Raw genomic sequence first — 18,932 nt, forward strand, 5'->3', positions numbered from 1 at the left:
ATATCTATCGGACAGATTTGGAAAAAACGGAAGTAGTTAGGAAGCGGATCAAGTGGAGAAAAAAAGCCAAAACACAAAGTACGAGGATGATACTAGAAGATGTGGGAAAATAAATCAAATCACCATTACGTTCGAATCCGATGAGGGAAATTAAAAATCCAGAGAGGGTGGCAAAAACAGAAAATAAAACACAAACAAGGGTGAGAAGTTTCAAAGAACGAATGAGAGGAAGTAAAGCGAAGACTGGTAATATCAAATGAGCAATGCTATAAAAAGTTCCGAGTAAATTTACCGCCACAGTAAGCGAGGCCGCAAGGATGATATAAAATAAGAGGTCAAAAGGAAGAGGATTCCCGACTTGGATTTTATATTCGTCCCGATCAAAACTAATAAAAAGAAACCTTCTAAAAAAACTCAAGTACAGTATAAAAAAGAAAACAGCAATATAAAGACCAAATGAATCGGCTCGTACTTGTGAAGTTAAAATATCCCCAAAAAAAGCAGCCATCAAATGATTTTGTACATTCCCACCAAGGGCCAACATCAACTGCGAAGCCGCAGAAAAAAATACAAAAAGAATACCGAGGATCACTTCTTCTTTCATTCCAGGAAGTTTTCTAACATACAAAAGAGGAAATACCAATACACAAGAAAACATTACGGGGAAAATTTCACCGGGCCATTCCATAAACAAGGATAAGGCGACAGAAAAAGTAACCGCTTGGGAAAGTGTAACTCCAAAGAATGTCATTCCTCGTAATACAATTAAAATTCCAAGAACCGATAGGAGAGCCCCAACTAGGCTACCCACTACCATTTGGGGTAAAAACAAAGTCCAATTCGAAAGTATATTAGTCATGATGGTGGCAGTTTGGAGGTCTTTCTCCACTGGTAATATTGTAGAGTTTTCCTTCGTCTATTTCAAAAATTTCATCAAACCCAAAACCCCAATCATGTTCCAAACTATGAGTGATAAAAAATAAAGATCTGTTTCCGTCTTTTAAGTATTCGGATAAAACCGTCTGAAACAGTTCTCTCGCATTATGATCCAAAGAGTCCATAGGTTCATCTAAAAAAATCAAATTGGCTTTAGTGAGGAGAGATCGTAAAATAAGAACTTTTTGTAATTGTCCCCCACTACAAAGGGAAATTTGTTTTTTTAAATAAGAACTAACACCTGTTCTTTCAATGAGCGCCATATCTTCCGGAGAAAATTTCTTTTTCGGAAAAAAACTAAGCCCAATGTTCTTTGGCATAAGTAACACATCTTGCACACGTAATGGAAATTCCAAAGACATTCGTTTGGCTTGAGGTACGTAGGAAGTTGTGATCTCTTTTGAGAAAGAAATGGAACCAGAAAGTGGTGGCAAAAGATCTGTTAAGGTTCGAAATAATGTGGTTTTCCCAGCACCATTCCCACCAACAAGGGCATAGGTTTTGCCGGGATGAATGTGTAAATGGATATCGGAGACAACAGGAAATTCCTTCCGGTAACCCACACTCAAATGTTCTGTATGGATAAAAGTTGAAGGGAGATTGGTATTATTTAGTTCTGTCGCTTGCATCTCGTATTTTTTGTAACATCAACCTAAGGGTGTCCTCGTAAGAAACAGCCTCAGGTGAACCTCCCACAGAGACCGGCAATGTGACAACCACAGAACCTGGAACCTTAGAAGATACATACTCTGCATACTTTGGATTGTGATAGGGTCCAATCAAGATAATTTTTATCTTTTCCGCTGTCATATAACTAATGACCTGGTCCATATAACGAACAGAAGGTGGAACGCCGGGGCGTTCTTCTATGGTTAAGTTGGCATTAAATTTAAATCGAGAAGCCAAATACACAAATTGATCGTGAAAAACGGCAACTTTTAACCCAAAGTATGGTTCCATTTTTTTCATTTCTTCTTTTGTCAATTGGACAAGTTTCTTTTTGAAAGTATTAAAATTACTTTCATAGTATTCCCCGTTCAAAGGATCCACACGAGTCAGAGCATTTTTAATATTTTGGGCCATTTGGATGGCATTGATCGGATCATTCCAATAATGCGGGTTTCCATAGATATGCATATCTCCCATGGAACGATCCATCATCACCGTTGGTTCCCCAAGAATTTTTACTCCAAAGGAAGTATCACAATACCCCGGTTGGCCTTTTTGAATTTTGATATTACGAGATTGTTGTTGGAGGTATGGAATCCAACCAATCTCTAAATCAAGGCCAATCACACAAAGTACATCAGCTTCACTCAGTTTGACGAGAAAGTCGGGCCTTGTCATCACAAAGTGTGGGTCATCAGTTCCTCGAATCATTCCAGAAACGTCGGCCCGGTCCCCTGCAATTTGTTCGGCAATGTATTTGATATCGGGAAGACTTGTGACAAGTGAAACTTTAGCCGAAAGAGTTGGTGCAAAAAAGATCGAAAGAAAAAAACTATAGAGGAAAAATGTGGATCTTTGTTTGGAAAACATTGTCTGTAACATAACTTACCTTTTGTCCTAATAACTATGAGCCGGGTGTGAGCCGAGAACGGCAACTGTTTGGATATAAAACCGATACTCTCTGGTTTCTTCATCTGAGATACGCGAGTAGTCCTGGATGTACCGTCTTTCGATTGATCCTCTTACCTTTCCAAATTCAGAACTATGGAAAGTCATTTGGAAAGATTGCGCTTCTATTGCATTTTTTGCAGGATCTCCATTTTTATCAACCAGAGACTTATCTGTAAAATAATCATAACGAAAACCCACGGACCATAATTGGTGGAATTTAAAATCAAGAAAAACATATGAACCCCACTGGTCTTTGGTTGGGGATTTGAATTTTTGAAAGGTCACCGGATCCATACTAGAAGGAAACACTTCTTGTTGGTACCAAGCCTCTCCCATTAACATAATCTCACTTAAATTAGACCGGTTCCAACGAAGGACTGCATCGGCCCCATAAAGTAATCTTTGGTTTTTCCTTTCTGTAGTAGGTTCAAAACGAATCCCCGAAAACCCAAACTGGGTTCCCCAGTTGTTTCCAAAATAATAAAAATGTTTTAAGTGGGCATAAAGCAGTGGATTGTTTTTTTGAACACCGGCATCGTGAGAATGCCCCCATTTCCTTCCATTGGTAGCACCGAGTACAAGTTCTTGTGTAATCCACTTCCAAGGGAAAAGAATACTAAATTCAGCACCTGTATCAATGGCTGATTCCCAACCGATAAATTTTTCATGAACTATCGGTGTCATAGTAAAGGCACGATCATGGGCATGGATTTTATTTAACCGACCCACATCAATAAACATCTGGCCGGCTTTCAGTGACGTATTAAATGGTAAAAAAGGAAACTGAACCCAAGCTTCGTGGACTTCAAAAAAATACTTACCATTTTCACCGTGTGCTGCTCCAATAAAATTAGCGCGCATCCACTGATCAACAGCACCGTTGAACCCAAATTCGGCGGTGCGGATGTCGAGTTGGTTATCAATTCGTTCACCTGTTCCTCTTGGTTTGTTTCGGTCCCAAGCTCCAACAATATCAAGGGCTGCATAAGCATCCATCATGAGGTTTTGTGCAGAACGATTGATTTGTTGGTTGGATTGAACGGGAGATGTGATTCCACGACTTCCTTCGGTTCCTTTTTCTCGTTTTTCTTGTTCTTGGAGATCTTTTTCTAAATCCGCTTCCCAATCAGCACTGGGATCTTTTGACTTAGAAGAAGTATTCGCATTTTTTTTGTTAGCTGGCTCTTTATCTTCTAATTCTTTTTCCCATTCCGAAGTTTGGGCAAACAAAATTACAGAAAATAAAAGGGGGAGGATCACTCCCCCCTTTTTGATTTTAGAAAAACGATTTGGTTTCACTTGTAGTATTTCTTATGGAATCTATTGAAAGGAACCTGAGGTTCCAATGTTACTAGAATAGATTGTGATCGATTTTATAGTTGCCTTATTGATTCGCAATCCAATTCTATCGCCTCCAAAATCGGCAGAAACTCCATCTTCCTCAAATTGGTAGGTCCCACGGTTTGCCGAAGAACAAGAAGATTCCCAACCAAATACATGGGCATTCCCACTCTCTTGGTGGACTTCTAAACATAATGTCTTTTCTGCGGATACAGAAGAGGACCAAGTCCGAGGAGTGTTTAACGCAGAGTTTGAACCATTAGAAGCAATTTTATTCACAGTTGTGGGTAAAATATGAAAGCCTGGCCCACCTAAGTTTGTTGTGGAAGGAAGGATGGCATCTACACTAGAATCACCTTGAGAAAGCACGTAAACAATCTCAATACTTGCTTTTTTATCTCCACCAAGGCTCGATAAACTAGAAGAAGTTGTATAAACAGTTGAGTTAGATCCAGTGCCTACAAGTCCACCACTGAGGGAAACAGAAGAAGAAGTAAATCCACTCGCAGCAAGGGCGGCATTGGCATCTCCACGACAAACGGTGAAGTCAATCTTTCGACCACTTGTTGGCGCCGATACATTGGTAATCGTACAACCTGCATTTAAAAGGAGAGCAAATAGTGCATCGTTATTATCCTTCTCATCTTTCGATTGAAAGAGCTCAGCACAATTCATAACAGAGAGAAGGATGGTAGAAAACAGAAAAAGTTTGGCAAATTTCATAAATACCTCTGTGGGACAATCATTTGCAACACTGTTGCAAATGCAACCACGTTTCATTTAAAAAATCGGTTTTCTGCGTTCCGGTAGAGGATTTTTTGTTTGGCTAAATCGCTGATGGGTAGATCCAAAAACCGGGATATCGGGTGATTTAAGTTGTAAGGAATGTTCGGAAAGTCAGATCCGAAGTAAATTTGGTTTTGGTACCTCTCCAAATACGGAATGGCAGAATCTACATCCAAAACTTTCCCCGTGGCAAGGAAATCCACAAATACCATTGTTGTATCTAGTGCCAAGTTAGGATAACTATCAAGTAACGAAGCATAGGCGGAGATTTCATCGGCTCCCATATGAGCCACAATCACTTCCAATTTAGGGTAGGTTTCTAAAAAAGGTTTAAAAAATTGGATCCCTGTAAATTCTCCTGGTAGTGGTGCTGTTCCCGTATGAATGAGAATAGGAATTTGTTTTTCTTGTAAATAAAGGAAAGTATCAGTGAGCTCTGGAGAATTCAAATTGAGTTTGGAAACTTCACAGTGGAGTTTAAACCCAAGAAACCCGTATTCCTCCACTGCCTTTTTTACATAGGTAAGAACACCCTCTTCTGGATAAAAGGTTCCAAAGGGAATGGCACCTTTCCAATTCTTGTAATTGGCATAGGTCCAATCATTTAAAGAGGAAGCCATTTCCGCTTTATGAGCATAGTTTAATGTAGTAAACCTTTGAATTCCATTGTGATGAAGGCGTTCGACCCGTTCGGCTTCTGACAACCGGTAACCAATGGCCCAGTTCACATTGTCAAACCATCGCCAAATTAGTTTCATTATGGTCTCTGGAAAAAAATGGGTATGGATGTCGAAAATATAAGGAATTCCTAAATCACGAATGCGTTTTAAGTGTTCGGGAGTTTCTGAATCTAAAATGGGAGGAAGAGTTTCTCCCCTCCAAGGGAAGGGAGAAGAGAGACGAATGTCTGGTTTGTTGGAAGACTCCACACCTTCCCCTTCTCCCATAAAACATGCGTAACAGGGAAGAAGAGGATTTTGGTTTGCCGATTTATGCAGTGACTGGTGTTTTTTTCTTTCCACGAATCTTTGTTAGGTTCGAAGCTAAAATTGCCGAACTGTCAAGAATATAAGAATCAGTGATCGATTTACGATAGTTTCTTCTTTCTACCTTAGAACGACCAATACTTCTTTCGAGTAACAAACTATTGTGGAAACGAGCCGCTGATTCCACCACTTCAAATGCCAACTCTTCACGCAGTGGAGTGGATTCGATTTCCGAAAACTCAGCCACAACCGTTTCAAATTGTTTGAAAAGATCGTTTAGACCTTGGCTGGATGCAAACGTTGCCATTTCTGATTTTAAGTATTCACGGTAAATTCCCGTTTCCGTCATACCAGAAACAATCCCACCAATACAAGCTACTGTTTGGAGTTGGGTGGTTCCTTCGTAGATATTAGTGATTCGCACATCACGGTAAAGTCTTGCTACATCATAATCTTCGGTGTATCCCGATCCACCATGGATTTGCATTGCGTCATAAGCCACAAGGTTTGCCATTTCGGTAATGTAGTATTTAGAAAGCGGAGTGAAAAGAGAGGCAAGTTTTTCCCACTTTTTGAAGGTTTCATCTTTTTTGATGTCCTTCTCTGATAAGCCTTTCATCTTTCCTCGTTCTTCTTTCCAACGATACTGGTCGACTGCGAAACTTGCTTCGTACAAAATACAACGCATAGCAGCCACTTCACGTTCCATTCTTTCCAACATCTTTTTTACTGCAGTGATGTTGTTGATGGTTCTACCAAACTGAACTCTTTCTTCTGCATACTTTTTACCTTCAAAATAAGCAGCAGTGGCAATCCCCATCGCTTGGGCAGCAATGTTGAGTCGTGCTTGGTTCATCATGGCCATGGAATATTTCACAAGACCTTTGCCTTCGTCACCAATCAGAATTCCTGGACTGTTCTCAAAAACCACTTCACAAGTAGGAGAACAATGAAGTCCCATTTTCTTTTCAATAGAAGCTACAAATACATCTTTAGAGTGAACTAAAAAGAAGGAAAGTCCACGAGCACCACTAGTGGTTGTTCCCGTTCTTGCAAGAGTGAGGATGATGGAAGGAGCGTTACCAAATCCACAAGCATGAGTGATGAATCGTTTGGTTCCTGTGATTTTCCAAGTTCCGTCCTCACCTTTAACAGCTTTGGTTTGTAAGTTAGGGAGGTCTGAACCGTAGTTAGGTTCTGTCAGAGCCATCGCACCACAAAGTTCTCCGGATGCCATCTTAGGAACAAATTCGTGAATCATTTCTTCGGTTCCAAATCGTTCTACAGTTTCTGCAAGGTTCATACAACCAAGAGTGATGGCGAGTGACCCGTCTCCACGAGAAACACATTCAGATAACATCGATTGTACGACAGAAGGTAACCCGAGTCCACCGTAATGTCTATGGATTCCGTAAGGAAGTAGTCCCGCTGATTTGATTTTTTCCACTACATCCAACATGGATTTAGGAAATCCGACTTGGCCGTCTTTGTATTTGAGGCCTTCTTCATCCATTTGTTTGGCGATTTGGGAAATGTCATTTCCGGCAATGTCTCCACCTGCTTCTAAAGTAGAGCGGTAGAATTCGATGGCATCTTCATAGTTTCCAGGAGCGAAAGTCAGTTCTTCCTTTCCCGATTTTTGGTATTCTGCAAAGTCTTCAAAACCTTGTTCGTATTGGTCTACCACCTCATTCCAAGGTGTGAGGGAATCAAAATGATCAATTAGGTCATCGTTATCGTTAAAATAGTTATTCGAAATCATAGAGTCGGCTCCTAAATAGGACTTTCACTCAATGATCCAAGTGGGGAGAAGAATTACAAATAGTTTTCCCATTCCATGGTCTGAACGAAATGGGGAGGTGTTAAGTTAATGGTGTTAGACAAGGATTACTTGATGCGGTTGGCCAAGGTCTGAATGTCTTCGATATGTTCGGAAAGCACTCTTGTATTTTCCGCTACTACCTGGACTGCATCCTCAATACTTTCTGTGGCTCGCATCACTTCTCTGTTTCCCAGTGACTGTTCTTTGGCAATGGTTTCTAGTTGGGAAGATAGATCTTTTAATTCTTTTTGTGATTCAACGACACGAGCATTTAATCTTTGTAAGTCGATAAATTGTTCATTAAAATGGGTCACCTTATTTTGAATTTTAACCATTTCCTTTTCTTGGTTCTGTGCGAGGTCATTGGCTTCTTTTGCGGAATGATTTCCTTTTAAGAGATCTGACTTGGATTTGAGAATGGTTTTGGAAATGATACTCGCATTCGTTGCGGAGTTATCGGCAAGTTTGGCAACCTCTTGGGCAACCACTGCAAACCCACGACCATGTTCCCCTGCCCTTGCCGCTTCAATCGAAGCATTGAGTGCCAGTAAGTTGGTTTGGTCAGCGATTTCTTTCATGATTTGGTTTACATCTTCTACCTTTTGGAAACTAGAACTTACTTCCGACAAAATTGAATTTAAATTTTCCATGGAGCCAGTCACCAAGTTACTAAACTGAGAGGACTGATTGATTTGTTCTGAGATGGAATCTATTTCTAAACGAACCGATTTAACAATTCCTTCTAAGGTTTGGCTTTCTTCATTTAATGTTTCGATACGATTGTATTGGTCTTTGACAAAGGAAAAAGAGTTTTCCGTAGATTGAGAAATCTCCGTTAAAGATGCTGAGATTTCTTCAATGGATGCTGCTTGGTTTTGAACAAGCCCGTTCAAATCATTGGCAAAAATTTTAAGTGAAGCTACAGAAGTATTCAGGCTTTCTCCGGTTTCTACCATAGCTTCTTTTTGTTTTTCCATCACTTTGGAATGTTCTTCCGATGTATTTTTTCCGAGTACGGCTTCATCTCGAATGGAGATAAGTAACCCAACCATTTTACCAATCACAACCGTTGCCATCATCAGAAAAAAAACTTTTACAATTTCCACAGGTAAAGAAATGGAATAAGCCATTTTATGTGTATCGTTGCGATCAATAAACTCCATACCAGACATTCCCGCAAGTATCAGAGATCCCACTTGCACCACAACAAGCATTGCACCTAAAACATAAGTTTGGCGGGAAGAAAATAAAAAACCGGAATAAAGAAGGATAAAAAAGGAAATGATGTAATTGACTCCATCCTTCAAAGCAGAGGATGCAATGTCCAAATCAATGATACTTTGTCCCCAAGTATTAGAACCAATCAAAATGATATCGATGAAAACAAACCAAAAGGCATAAGGGTTTTTTCTTTTTTTTAATAAAACAAACTGAGTGAGTGCTACCATTCCATAAAAAAAAGTAGTACAAAGCATCATGAGAAGTTGGTCCCTATGGAGTGAACCCAAACTCCCAAGAATCCCTAAAATAAAAATCACAAGGAGAGTGATGCGGATGGAATTGATGGTCTTTGTGGCTTTTAGGGAATAAGAATCCAGATACATTTCTAAAGAATTTGAACTTAGTTCATAAAATGCAAGGATTTCCCCGTATTTTTAGGGTAAAGTCGAAGTTTCAGCCCAAACCAACAAATGCAACAAAATTGCAATTACATCTTGACAGGATTTCCATAACCAAGCAAATGCAACTATATTGCATTAAGGAGAAACCAATGAAACCAAAAATTCCAGTCACTGTTCTCTCTGGATTTTTAGGAGCGGGCAAAACCACCCTTCTAAACCACATCCTATCCAACCGGGAAGGACTTCGCGTTGCCGTCATTGTCAATGATATGAGTGAAGTGAATATTGACGCAAAACTTGTTTCCTCTGGCGGTCATCTCAGTCGCACCAATGAAAAGTTAGTGGAGATGTCCAATGGTTGTATCTGCTGTACCCTTCGTGAAGATTTACTTTTAGAGATCTCAAAACTAGCAAATGAGGGAAGGTTTGATTCGATTCTAATCGAATCTACTGGCATCTCGGAACCCCTTCCCATTGCTGAGACCTTTACCTTTGCTGATGAAAACGGAGTCAGTTTATCGGATATCGTTAGTCTTGATTCAATGATTACTGTTGTAGATGCTGTTAATTTTTTAAAAGATTTTCAAAGTTTAGATTCCTTAAGTGAACGTGAATTAGGTGCCGGTGAAGATGATGATCGTGACATTGTGGACTTACTTGTGGACCAAGTGGAATTTAGTGATACCATCATCGTCAATAAAATCAGTTTGTTATCAGAGGAAAAAAAGAATAGGCTCCTCACCATCTTACGTTCCTTAAATGCGGATGCTGAAATTTTGACTACCGATTATAGCAAAGTTCCTTTAGCTAAAGTTTTGAATACAGGGAAATTTGATTTTGATAAGGCAAGCCAGTCACCTTTATGGCTAAAAGAACTTCGAGGGGAACATGTTCCTGAAACCGAAGAGTATGGAATCAAAAGTTTTGTGTATGGGAATAGACGTCCCTTCCATCCGGAACGTTTTCACAAGTGGTTGTATTCGGAAAAACAAGGACTAGTTCGTGCCAAAGGTTTTGTTTGGCTCGCAAGTAAAATGGATTGGGTTCTTCTTTATTCGCAAGCAGGTAATTTATCCTCTTACAAACCCGAAGGGTATTGGTGGGCCAGCATCCCAGACAAAGATATCCCTGACGATCCCGATGTATTTGAAAACTTAAAAGCCCACTGGTTAGAACCTTGGGGAGATAGACGCCAAGAGATAGTCCTTATCGGTCGGGATATGAATGAAAAAAAATTAAGGAACTCTCTCGATCAATGTCTCTTAAGTGATAAAGAATACAAAGAAGGGCCGGATGTTTGGGCAAAGTTTGATGATCCATTTCCCGATTGGGATGCGATGATCGAGAACACGGAAGAAACTTCTATCGCACAAGAAGAATCAAAGGCATAAAGGATTATTTCTGTTTCGGATCTCGGCTGATTTAAGAAACATGCCGGTAGAACTTACCGGCAGAGAATAGGATTTTTCATAACATCTATCGCACTCTCTTTTCATACAGTAGGATTCCCTTACTGGAACCGGTCATATTCAGAAAGGATCGTCGTGGATTCAACGGAAGGTGTAAAGTATGTTTCCCTGATTTTTAAGTATTCAGGGTCTGCGAAGAAAGTTTCCTTTGATTCTTTATTTTTAAAGAATATGAGAAATACTCGGTTGATCTGTTTCGGATCTTCGCTGATTAAGGTCTCTTGAATTTTAAAATCATAACGAAAACCTCCACCATACTTTTTTAACAACGGGGTCATCGCCTTTCGATAATCAGAGTAGAGGTCTTCGTTTTTTACTTTTAAGCCAACGACAGTTTCATACGCAAATTGAGTTTTCATGAGCACCTACCCACTCGTTTTCCAAAATTTTTTATTCCACAACGATCTTTATACAAAGTTAAGTGATCTCAGATTCAATTTTCTGTAACTAGATTTTTTTGTAATGAAGAGCGATGATTCCTGAAGAGAATGTTTCCGAACCAAGAAACTCCAACCGATAACTTTCCGTTAACTGGATCGCATCAAATAATTTTGGTCCTTTTCCCGCAACCACCGGATGGATCACAAAACGATACTCATCAATTAAACCATGTTTCGAAAGTTGGGAGGCAATGCTTAAACTACCGGCAAAAATATCCTTACCCGGTTTTTCTTTCAATGCAATCACCTCGTCCAAAAGATTTCCTTGCAGAAGTTTTGTATTTTGGTCCAGAACCTGATTGAATGTGTTAGAAAATAATACCTTATCTAGAGAGTCAAAAACACGGGCAAATTCGTTTGTTATTTCCGTCTCCGATTGGTTTTTAGCAATCTCAGGCCAATAGGGCACCATAAGTTGGTAGGTAATCCGTCCATAAATAATGAGCCCTGCCGATTGCAAAAGATTGGTGAAATACTTATGTACTTCTTCAGAGGGTATCATATCCTCGTGGCCACAATACCCATCTGTTGTCATATTGATTGCAAAAATAATTTTTCTCATAGTTCAGTGAATCTACAACATTCAGAGAGAATGGCAACAACCAAAGATTTGCCTTATCAATTCCCCTTGGCCCAGTGGTTCCATTCTTTTGCTGTGCGAAACTTTTCTCCCGTTATCGCAGTTAATGCATAGTAACTCAGTTTGCGTTTTTCGGATTCATCACCGTTCACAAATGTTAACAAAACGGGAATGGATTTTTTATCCTTTCGTTTGGCAATCTCTTCCATTGCAGGTCTATAGACATCGGCATCCTTGGATTTTGTTGCTTCTTCAATGAGAATCCGTGCATCTTCCGTTGCAATCAATGCAACCGTAGAAAGAATTTGAGGAGCCATTTTGGGTCTTTCTGAAAGAAGTTCTTTTAGTTTGGGTAAACTCGATGGGTCGGCAATGGAACCAAGTGCTTCTAATGCATACACCATAAGTTTTGCATCACCTTTATCGAGTGCTTGAATGAGATCTGGAACGGCTTCCTTAGCACCAAGAATCCCCAGTGCCCATGCAGAACCATAAGGCCCCTCTGTTTCTCCCGATAACAAAACTTTTCGAAGGATGGGAACAGAAGCCTTGTCCCCAATCCAACCAAGAGCTTCTGCAAAACTATCACGTTCGGGAGTGGATTTTTTTCCCAGTAACTCTTCGATACGGAGTCTTCCCTCTTTATACCTTTGGCGACCCACAATTTTTGCAGCACTTCCCCAAGTTTTTGTTTCCTTTCCGTTTAACAGACCAAAGGCTAACTTTGCTGCTTCTTTGGATGGAATCGAACACAACACATCCGTAGTATAAAGTTTTGTTTCCACATCTTCAGAGCTCAACAGTGGGAACACCTTGGAAACCACGGAAGGATTTCCAATTTCAATCAGGGCCATGGATGCATTTTCTTTTCCTTTGCTATAAGGAAGGCCCAGCGCTTTCACAAGTACATCATTTGCATTTTTTGCTTTGATCCTTCCAAGAGCCAAATAGGCTGCAGCAAGAGTGGGTGACTCGTCTTGTGTTTTTGTAAGACCAAGTAAATAGGATTCAGAAGAACTTACTTTTAACTTCCCCAATGCCATCGCATAGGTTTTGTCTTTTTCTCTGTCTTTATTTTTTAAAGCAAGACTTAGAATCTGGGAACCAGTAACATTTGCGCCAATTTGTACTAAAGCATCCACAGTTTGCAAACGAAGAGTAGGATTCGCATCATCTAACAAAGAATAAATTCTATTTCCCACCGAAGGATCTTTCATTCTTGTGAGGGCATCTAAATAAACATCTTTGGGATTTTCAGAATCTGACCAGAGTAAGTTGGTTATGGTTTGGGTAGAGGTTTTGTCTTTCAAATCTCCAAGAGCAATGGCAGCCCCTGCACGCACCCCTGGTTCCTTATCTGCCAAAAGTTTTTTTAATTTAGGAATGGCTGACCTTTCCTCTCGACTCCCTAATTGAATTGCTGCTTGAGAACGAGTGAAAGGATCAGAGGAATTTAAGTTCTCCATTAGTTCTTTTGTGGTTTGTTCTTCTGACACAACTTCCTCTACGGCCGTTGTATCATCTTTCACAGGACCTGGATCACAATTCAAAATGAGAGTGAGGATGAAAAAAAAAGAAAAAAAATTTCGATACGTTTGCATTCCAGACAAATTTACAATTTCAAAAATCTGCCTACAAGTGTTAATTCAAAGGAAAGGAATGAATTTTTATCAAGCATTCCCACCTCCTATATAATTCCGAACTCAAGAACGATTATAAGGATAACAAAAATCGAATCATACTGGCACGGTCCGATACATTGAGTGCTAAAAAATATTTTTTACTTTTTTCGGCCTCACCTCCATGCCAAAGGATAGCCTCATCCAAAGTTTTGGCCCGACCATCGTGTAAAAAACGAGCCCTCCCATTCACAGTTCCAAAAAGTCCAATCCCCCAAAGAGGTGCAGTCCTCCATTCTCTTTCTGTCGCTTCCCCATCTGCTTTTCCATCACTGAGATCTTCTCCCATATCATGAAGAAGTAAATCGGTATAGGGACGAATGATTTGGTTGGAAAGCTGTGGAATCGGCGCATTTGCAGAAGTCACTAACTTTTCCACATGACAATTGTTACATCCAGCAAGAAAAAAATGTTTTTTACCAGTAAGAATGGTCGGTAAATTTGCATTACGACGAACTGGTACGGCTACCAATTGCATATACTTTGTAATAGCAGAAATTTTCTCTTCCGAAACTTCAGGGTTTCCACCACCTACAGCGCCGGCACAAACAGTCTGTGAAGTTGTACAAGTTTCCTGCGCAAACATCGGACTTTTGATTCCAATATCACCAGAAAATGCAGCGGAGTTTTGGCGTTTGAGAGTGGGTGCATTTGCCTTCCATCCAAATCGGCCCATCGATTTTCCACTGCCAGTAAGATCCCAAATATAATTGGGTCTTCCGGATATTCCATCACCATCTAGATCCATAGGATCAGACCGAGAAAGAATGGTTTCCTCGGAGACAGATTCTAAGAGACCAAGGCCAATCACTTGTTGCGTCAACCGAACAGATGTTTTGTGACTTGTATCTAAAGGTCCATAACCCAGTCCACTAAATACCAAATTCGGTTTTCGGAGTGAATACTCGCTACCATCCCGATAGGTTCCACTGAAACTGTCATACTCTAGATGTACATCTCCTTCGGGAGTTACACCAGCCACTGCATTGGGTTGGAACTGAGTTCCGTAAACCGGTTCAGGATCATTTCCTTTTGCCCCGACACCTAACCGAACCAAGGTGAATACTAACGGATCTCCATCATCTTCAACGGCCCTTCCGTTACCCACATGACATCCCAAACAAGAATTTGTATGAAAAAAAGGACCAAGACCATCCCGATCAGGTAAGGAAGCAGAAAAACCAGCAGTCCAAGGAACTTCAAATACTGCTTGGCCTACTGTAAAATCCGAGATTGTCGATAAAGGAGAGTTTTTCCCAAATTGGAGGAAGGCACGAGCATCAGTCGCAAAACTTGTCATTGCTTTTCCTCCCGATAACTCCTCCCCTTCTTCAAAGTCCCAAGGCATCCTTCCCGATTGGCCGAGACCAAGTAAGGCAAGACATGAGTCCCCCGCGCAAAGTTTTTTTTCACTTGGACAATCCCATACCGATGTGGAATTAACTACATCGGATAATCCCAAATTCGTAGAACAAGAGTTTGCCTCTACGAACGCACATTCATATGAGAAACAAACAAAAAGAAACAATATAAAAAGTCTGATCAAAACAAATACCAAATAACTATCTATTGCGGAATGGTAAGATAAATGGGAGTTGTAGCCGCCCAAGTCTCTTGTAAATCGGAACGACCTATCGAACCTTTAAAGTTCCATCCCCAACCGTACAAACTGCCTGATTTCAAAATTGCAAAATTATGCAAAGCTCCACACCCAAAGTATTGGATGTCTTTGATACCTACGACAATGTCTCCTGGTGTATAAAGTTTTGCAGGAGTTGTTTGACCTGTTCCCAAATTTCCGCTGGAATTTGCTCCCCAACCTTTCACGGTCCCATCACTTAAAATAGCAAAACTTTGAGTCCCATTGGCCCAAACAGAAACTGCCTGATAAAGCCCAGTCACAATCGTAGGAGTGGGGACGGGTGACGGTGATCCAGAGCCTCCAATTCCTAGTTGTCCACTGGCAGCAAGACCCCAAGCATAAACAGTCCCATCATTTTTTAAAGCAAGGATATGATCACGTCCAGTTGCGATATGGACGATACCCGATAATGAATTAACTTTTTTAGGTGTATGATTCACTTCAGTGGCTGTTCCGATTACTCCATCACCCAAATTTCCATATTGATCCTTACCCCAAACGTATACGTCACCTGACTTAGTCAAGGCGGCAGAATGATCAGAACCGGCAATAACCTGAATGATATCTGTCGGAAGGCCAATGACATTCACTGGACTTGAAGAGTAAGTTCCTGTTCCACCTGCTCCGTTACCAAGTTGGCCTACAGAATTCGAACCAAAACTAACAACTGTTCCATCTTTTTTCAAAATTAGTACATGATCAAAACCATATACACCCATCACAGCATTGGTAATTCCAGGAACTTTTCTCGGCGGATTTCTTGGACCTGCATCTGTTGCAGCGGTTTGAAGATCTCCAATATTTCCCATACCCAATTGGCCTACAGCATTCGCTCCCCAAGTCCATACCGATCCATCCTCAGTGATGGCGAGAGAACTGTTTTGGTTGAATCCAATAGACACAACATTAGAAATTGTTGAAAGTTTGTTAATTGTGGGATTGGTAAGGTCACCTGTGGAAGTTCCCGTCCCTAATTGTCCAAAATTATTTCTTCCCCAAGTGTATAAATTCCCATTCACCACATAACCAGAGTGAGATCCTCCAGCGGAAATTCGATTTCCAAAGTAAGTTAGAACGGTTTTTTTCGCGGACAACCCTGCTTCGTTAGTACAATGGACTTGAATTTTATTGGCACCAAGTATTGGTTTAACGGAAATGGTGGAAGTAATTTCTCCCTTACCTACATTAATATTTTCTTTTTCCGTTTTATTTTGTAAAACGTGACAAGTTAATGAATCCGATGTTTTTATGTTTAATGTTAAATCATAAGTTTTAATAATACTTCCATCTTTCGGAGAAAGAATTTCGAATTTGGATCCGACCTCTCTTTGGTTCGCGAGTGATACAAGAAAAATGGTATCTGTTAAATGAGATATGTCTTCGATCGACGGCTCTAGATTTTCTGCAGAAGAAACTTTAAACGTTCCGAGTTTTTTTCCATTTGCATCCTTGACCAAAATTTCATAACTACCATTCCCGAGGGCCAATTGCCAAGATCCTGAATCTGATGTTGTAGAAAGAGACTTGGAGTCTCCAGAACTTCTCAAACTCGCCGAAGTAGCGATCTCCAAACTTGCGTTAGGGATTGGATTTCCGGCCCCATCCGTCAGGGTTCCTGAAACGGTGGATAGGTTCAGGGTAAAACCGAGTAAGGCCAGGGCTGACGGATCCGTTTCTTTCGCTTTGCAAAAAGTGACAAAACCAAAAAAAACGAGGACAATCAGTGATTTTCCGAGGATATTTCTATTTGTGTTCATGGAATCGTTTCTCCTTAGAGGATTGAGCTCAGCGCTGAAACCGAGTCTCAAATTCAACTAATTTTTTGAACGATGTTCCTGTCAAGCAAACCGAGAAATTTCCAAACAAAAGTCGGCTATAATAGAGATGGAGTGATTTGTTTTGGGTATAAAAAAAGAGGACCAGGGGCCCTCTTTTTTAGAAATCAGAACTTTTCTTTTTAGATTTTTGATTTAGGAATTAGGCACCTGACTTCTCACTTCTTTCAGAGTGGCAAGTTCACTTTTCCAAACTTTTAAATCCTTTTCTGCAGAAGCTTTTGTATCCCCCGCAGGTTTTTTGTTTTCGATCCAATACTCAACCATTTGGATTCTTGATTCCAATTCATTGATCTTAAAATCAAAATACGCTTTTTGAGTTTTAGCGGAAGGTCTATCTCCGGCATTCGGTTCTTCTGCTGATGGTTTGTCTGACCACTTCTCTTTGGAAATCGAAGCAGAAAAACTAGCGTCCATGGCAGTGAAAGAATCCAACATTTCCAGTTGTTCCTTTTCTTCCGCTTCAGTCATTCGAGTTTTGATTTCACGAGGGATGTAGAAATTCTTTGGATACTTGGCCGCAAAATCTCTCCACTCTTCTTTGATCTCTTCCTTACGATTTGGTTTTTTCTCCAAAGCAAACGGCCAAAGTACCTCAGCCTGTGCCAATTCCAATTCTTCTGGATTGGGAGCTTCGGCAAACTCTGGGTCGTCAAACAACGAATTGGCGTGACTTTCAGAATTTCCAAAATCGGAATCGGTGACTTCTGTTTGTTTATTTGTTTTATGAGCAGAAAACTTCCATATCGCAAAAGAAAACAAAACTAACAGAAATCCACAAACCGAAATGATACCTATAAACCGTTTACTCATATTCCTAACCTCTTACGTAAAGATAGAAACAACCCAAGAAATTGCCTGACCAAAGATATTTTCTGTCAGGAATTTTTTCAAGTCTACTGGATTTCGATTCAGTGAATCGTAATACCAAGCTGTGTATTCACTTACTTGAGGAATAGAATATCCATAACGACTGTTAATTGATTTAATTAACTCATTCGCAAATAGGGAATGGCCATACATGTTAGGGTGAACACCATCTAATCCAAAAACTCCTGGTTGATTAGGAAGTGGCCAATTAGCACGAGCATTTCCTGGAGACCAACCAGAAGCACTACGAATTGGGCGTCCATTTTCTTTTAGATCATCAAAAATCACACGTAAATCAGCAACAGCAAAACGCATAGTCGCTGCTTGCGCTTTGATTTCGTTATTTAACATATTAAGGAAAGTGGAGATCGTTGCAACTTCATTGGCATCAAGAACTTGGTTAGGATCCGATACTGAATTTCTAAAGAATGCCTTGAGACCAGTATAATTCGCACGTCCATTAGGATCTTTATAATTTTCGAGAAATGCGATCGAAGTTACGTTCGGAACAGTGAATAAAACCCCACCTTGTAAACTTCCCATTGCAGACATTCGGCGAAAGAATTCACGAATATCTCTTTTGAATCTTGTTTCATCTAAACAGTCAGTAGATGTATGGAGTGCAGTACAAAGTACATGGTTCGCACCAGCAGATCCAAATAGAAAAGTTGGTTTTACTTTTTCCATCACTTGGGTTTGTGTTCCGGCATCTCTCAGTCCGAACTGATGGAACTTATCTGGTTCTTGGCAGTCAGCAACTGTTACCCAACGGTAAGTATACCAATACCATTTTGCCCAATACCATTCTTTCTCTTGTTTGGTGGCAGTGATGTCTTCGCATTTACCGGAAGTTTTAAGAAGTGATGTATACTCAGCTCCAGTAATCCCTGCGTGAGTGGGTAAAGAAACTGTGGATGCATTTCCACCGATGATACTTTCGGCAATACAGAAAATCCCGCAGTCCCATTTCAGTACATCTTCTAAATTTACATAAGGCCCTTTGAGAACATTGTAGGAAACAGAAGCACCTGCTTGTTTAGAAACCAAAACTGGATAGGCCCAGTCCTGTGTTTTTTTCTCTACCGTAACCCCAAAAAATCCATGGCTTAGGGAATCCCCGACGACCCCTACTCTTTGGAACATTTGGCTTTGTGTTTGTGCAGAGAGTGATCCTGCGAAAACCAAGGACAATACCAGTCCCCGTGCTAATTTTAAGTTCATATTTCCTCCCAATCGGAACATTTTTAACATATTTTAAACAATTGCCATAGTTTTGCGACTTTTTGAACGAGTGTCAAATAATT

16 protein-coding genes are annotated in these 18,932 nt (G+C 40.3%); 1 reads left to right on the forward strand and 15 read right to left on the reverse strand.

What is annotated here, in order from left to right; all coding sequences use genetic code 11:
• Positions 1 to 4 precede the first annotated feature (4 nt).
• From EHQ49_RS16510 to EHQ49_RS16545, 8 genes are all read right to left on the reverse strand, one after another.
• Positions 5 to 859: a metal ABC transporter permease gene (locus tag EHQ49_RS16510; protein WP_135580778.1), complete on the reverse strand. Its 855-nt coding sequence runs from the start codon at positions 857 to 859 to the stop codon at positions 5 to 7.
• Positions 852 to 1,565, reverse strand: a complete 714-nt coding sequence (locus tag EHQ49_RS16515; protein ID WP_135580715.1) for a metal ABC transporter ATP-binding protein — start codon at positions 1,563 to 1,565, stop codon at positions 852 to 854. Before EHQ49_RS16515 ends, EHQ49_RS16510 begins: the two co-directional genes overlap by 8 nt.
• Positions 1,543 to 2,487, reverse strand: coding sequence for a metal ABC transporter substrate-binding protein (locus tag EHQ49_RS16520; protein WP_135580716.1), 945 nt, complete (start codon positions 2,485 to 2,487; stop codon positions 1,543 to 1,545). The genes EHQ49_RS16515 and EHQ49_RS16520 overlap by 23 nt, the downstream gene beginning before the upstream one ends.
• 15 nt (positions 2,488 to 2,502) lie before the next feature.
• Positions 2,503 to 3,855 carry a TonB-dependent receptor gene (locus tag EHQ49_RS16525; RefSeq protein WP_135580717.1) on the reverse strand — a complete coding sequence of 451 codons (1,353 nt, stop codon included), beginning with the start codon at positions 3,853 to 3,855 and terminating at the stop codon, positions 2,503 to 2,505.
• Positions 3,856 to 3,876: 21 nt separating this feature from the next.
• Positions 3,877 to 4,620, reverse strand: a complete 744-nt coding sequence (locus EHQ49_RS16530; RefSeq protein ID WP_135580718.1) for a hypothetical protein — start codon at positions 4,618 to 4,620, stop codon at positions 3,877 to 3,879.
• Between the two features lie 53 nt (positions 4,621 to 4,673).
• Positions 4,674 to 5,630, reverse strand: coding sequence for an amidohydrolase family protein (locus tag EHQ49_RS16535; RefSeq protein WP_135580779.1), 957 nt, complete (start codon positions 5,628 to 5,630; stop codon positions 4,674 to 4,676).
• 43 nt (positions 5,631 to 5,673) lie between these two features.
• The gene (locus tag EHQ49_RS16540; RefSeq protein ID WP_135580719.1) at positions 5,674 to 7,431 is read right to left on the reverse strand and encodes an acyl-CoA dehydrogenase family protein; all 1,758 of its coding nucleotides are present in this window, start codon (positions 7,429 to 7,431) and stop codon (positions 5,674 to 5,676) included.
• Positions 7,432 to 7,556: 125 nt separating this feature from the next.
• Positions 7,557 to 9,095, reverse strand: coding sequence for a methyl-accepting chemotaxis protein (locus EHQ49_RS16545; protein WP_135580720.1), 1,539 nt, complete (start codon positions 9,093 to 9,095; stop codon positions 7,557 to 7,559).
• A gap of 167 nt (positions 9,096 to 9,262) precedes the next feature.
• On the opposite strand from EHQ49_RS16545, the gene zigA reads away from it, so the two are divergent.
• Complete coding sequence (gene zigA / locus EHQ49_RS16550; protein ID WP_135580721.1) at positions 9,263 to 10,504, forward strand: zinc metallochaperone GTPase ZigA; 1,242 nt, start codon at positions 9,263 to 9,265, stop codon at positions 10,502 to 10,504.
• A 119-nt stretch (positions 10,505 to 10,623) separates the two neighbouring features.
• Here zigA and EHQ49_RS16555 read toward each other — a convergent pair whose 3' ends face one another.
• The 7 genes from EHQ49_RS16555 to EHQ49_RS16585 form a co-directional block, all read right to left on the reverse strand.
• Positions 10,624 to 10,941 (reverse strand): DUF1330 domain-containing protein, encoded by a 318-nt coding sequence (locus EHQ49_RS16555; protein WP_135580722.1) that lies wholly within the window; start codon positions 10,939 to 10,941, stop codon positions 10,624 to 10,626.
• Positions 10,942 to 11,029: 88 nt separating this feature from the next.
• Positions 11,030 to 11,584 (reverse strand): dihydrofolate reductase family protein, encoded by a 555-nt coding sequence (locus EHQ49_RS16560; RefSeq protein WP_135580723.1) that lies wholly within the window; start codon positions 11,582 to 11,584, stop codon positions 11,030 to 11,032.
• Positions 11,585 to 11,640: 56 nt separating this feature from the next.
• A complete protein-coding gene (locus EHQ49_RS16565; RefSeq protein WP_135580724.1) occupies positions 11,641 to 13,203 on the reverse strand; it encodes a HEAT repeat domain-containing protein in 1,563 nt (520 codons plus the stop codon).
• A gap of 112 nt (positions 13,204 to 13,315) precedes the next feature.
• On the reverse strand, positions 13,316 to 14,743 hold the full coding sequence (locus EHQ49_RS16570; protein ID WP_425269878.1) for a di-heme oxidoreductase family protein: 1,428 nt from the start codon (positions 14,741 to 14,743) through the stop codon (positions 13,316 to 13,318).
• 104 nt (positions 14,744 to 14,847) lie between these two features.
• Positions 14,848 to 16,680, reverse strand: coding sequence for an RCC1 domain-containing protein (locus EHQ49_RS16575; protein ID WP_135580725.1), 1,833 nt, complete (start codon positions 16,678 to 16,680; stop codon positions 14,848 to 14,850).
• A gap of 213 nt (positions 16,681 to 16,893) precedes the next feature.
• Positions 16,894 to 17,571: a hypothetical protein gene (locus EHQ49_RS16580; protein WP_135580726.1), complete on the reverse strand. Its 678-nt coding sequence runs from the start codon at positions 17,569 to 17,571 to the stop codon at positions 16,894 to 16,896.
• A gap of 12 nt (positions 17,572 to 17,583) precedes the next feature.
• A complete protein-coding gene (locus EHQ49_RS16585; RefSeq protein ID WP_425269879.1) occupies positions 17,584 to 18,849 on the reverse strand; it encodes a hypothetical protein in 1,266 nt (421 codons plus the stop codon).
• Between the last annotated feature and the right edge of the window lie 83 nt (positions 18,850 to 18,932).

The sequence above is a fragment of the Leptospira perdikensis genome (assembly GCF_004769575.1).
GTDB lineage: Bacteria > Spirochaetota > Leptospiria > Leptospirales > Leptospiraceae > Leptospira_A > Leptospira_A perdikensis.

What these genes read in the sequence shown, in the direction of transcription:
- EHQ49_RS16585 (WP_425269879.1), bottom strand. Translation starts at nt 18,849, where the DNA reads ATGAACTTAAAATTAGCACGGGGACTGGTATTGTCCTTGGTTTTCGCA.
- EHQ49_RS16515 (WP_135580715.1), bottom strand. Translation starts at nt 1,565, where the DNA reads ATGCAAGCGACAGAACTAAATAATACCAATCTCCCTTCAACTTTTATC.
- EHQ49_RS16530 (WP_135580718.1), bottom strand. Translation starts at nt 4,620, where the DNA reads ATGAAATTTGCCAAACTTTTTCTGTTTTCTACCATCCTTCTCTCTGTT.
- EHQ49_RS16520 (WP_135580716.1), bottom strand. Translation starts at nt 2,487, where the DNA reads ATGTTACAGACAATGTTTTCCAAACAAAGATCCACATTTTTCCTCTAT.
- EHQ49_RS16575 (WP_135580725.1), bottom strand. Translation starts at nt 16,680, where the DNA reads ATGAACACAAATAGAAATATCCTCGGAAAATCACTGATTGTCCTCGTT.
- EHQ49_RS16555 (WP_135580722.1), bottom strand. Translation starts at nt 10,941, where the DNA reads ATGAAAACTCAATTTGCGTATGAAACTGTCGTTGGCTTAAAAGTAAAA.
- EHQ49_RS16540 (WP_135580719.1), bottom strand. Translation starts at nt 7,431, where the DNA reads ATGATTTCGAATAACTATTTTAACGATAACGATGACCTAATTGATCAT.
- EHQ49_RS16565 (WP_135580724.1), bottom strand. Translation starts at nt 13,203, where the DNA reads ATGCAAACGTATCGAAATTTTTTTTCTTTTTTTTTCATCCTCACTCTC.
- EHQ49_RS16510 (WP_135580778.1), bottom strand. Translation starts at nt 859, where the DNA reads ATGACTAATATACTTTCGAATTGGACTTTGTTTTTACCCCAAATGGTA.
- EHQ49_RS16535 (WP_135580779.1), bottom strand. Translation starts at nt 5,630, where the DNA reads ATGGGAGAAGGGGAAGGTGTGGAGTCTTCCAACAAACCAGACATTCGT.
- EHQ49_RS16560 (WP_135580723.1), bottom strand. Translation starts at nt 11,584, where the DNA reads ATGAGAAAAATTATTTTTGCAATCAATATGACAACAGATGGGTATTGT.
- EHQ49_RS16580 (WP_135580726.1), bottom strand. Translation starts at nt 17,571, where the DNA reads ATGAGTAAACGGTTTATAGGTATCATTTCGGTTTGTGGATTTCTGTTA.
- EHQ49_RS16545 (WP_135580720.1), bottom strand. Translation starts at nt 9,095, where the DNA reads ATGTATCTGGATTCTTATTCCCTAAAAGCCACAAAGACCATCAATTCC.
- zigA (WP_135580721.1), top strand. Translation starts at nt 9,263, where the DNA reads ATGAAACCAAAAATTCCAGTCACTGTTCTCTCTGGATTTTTAGGAGCG.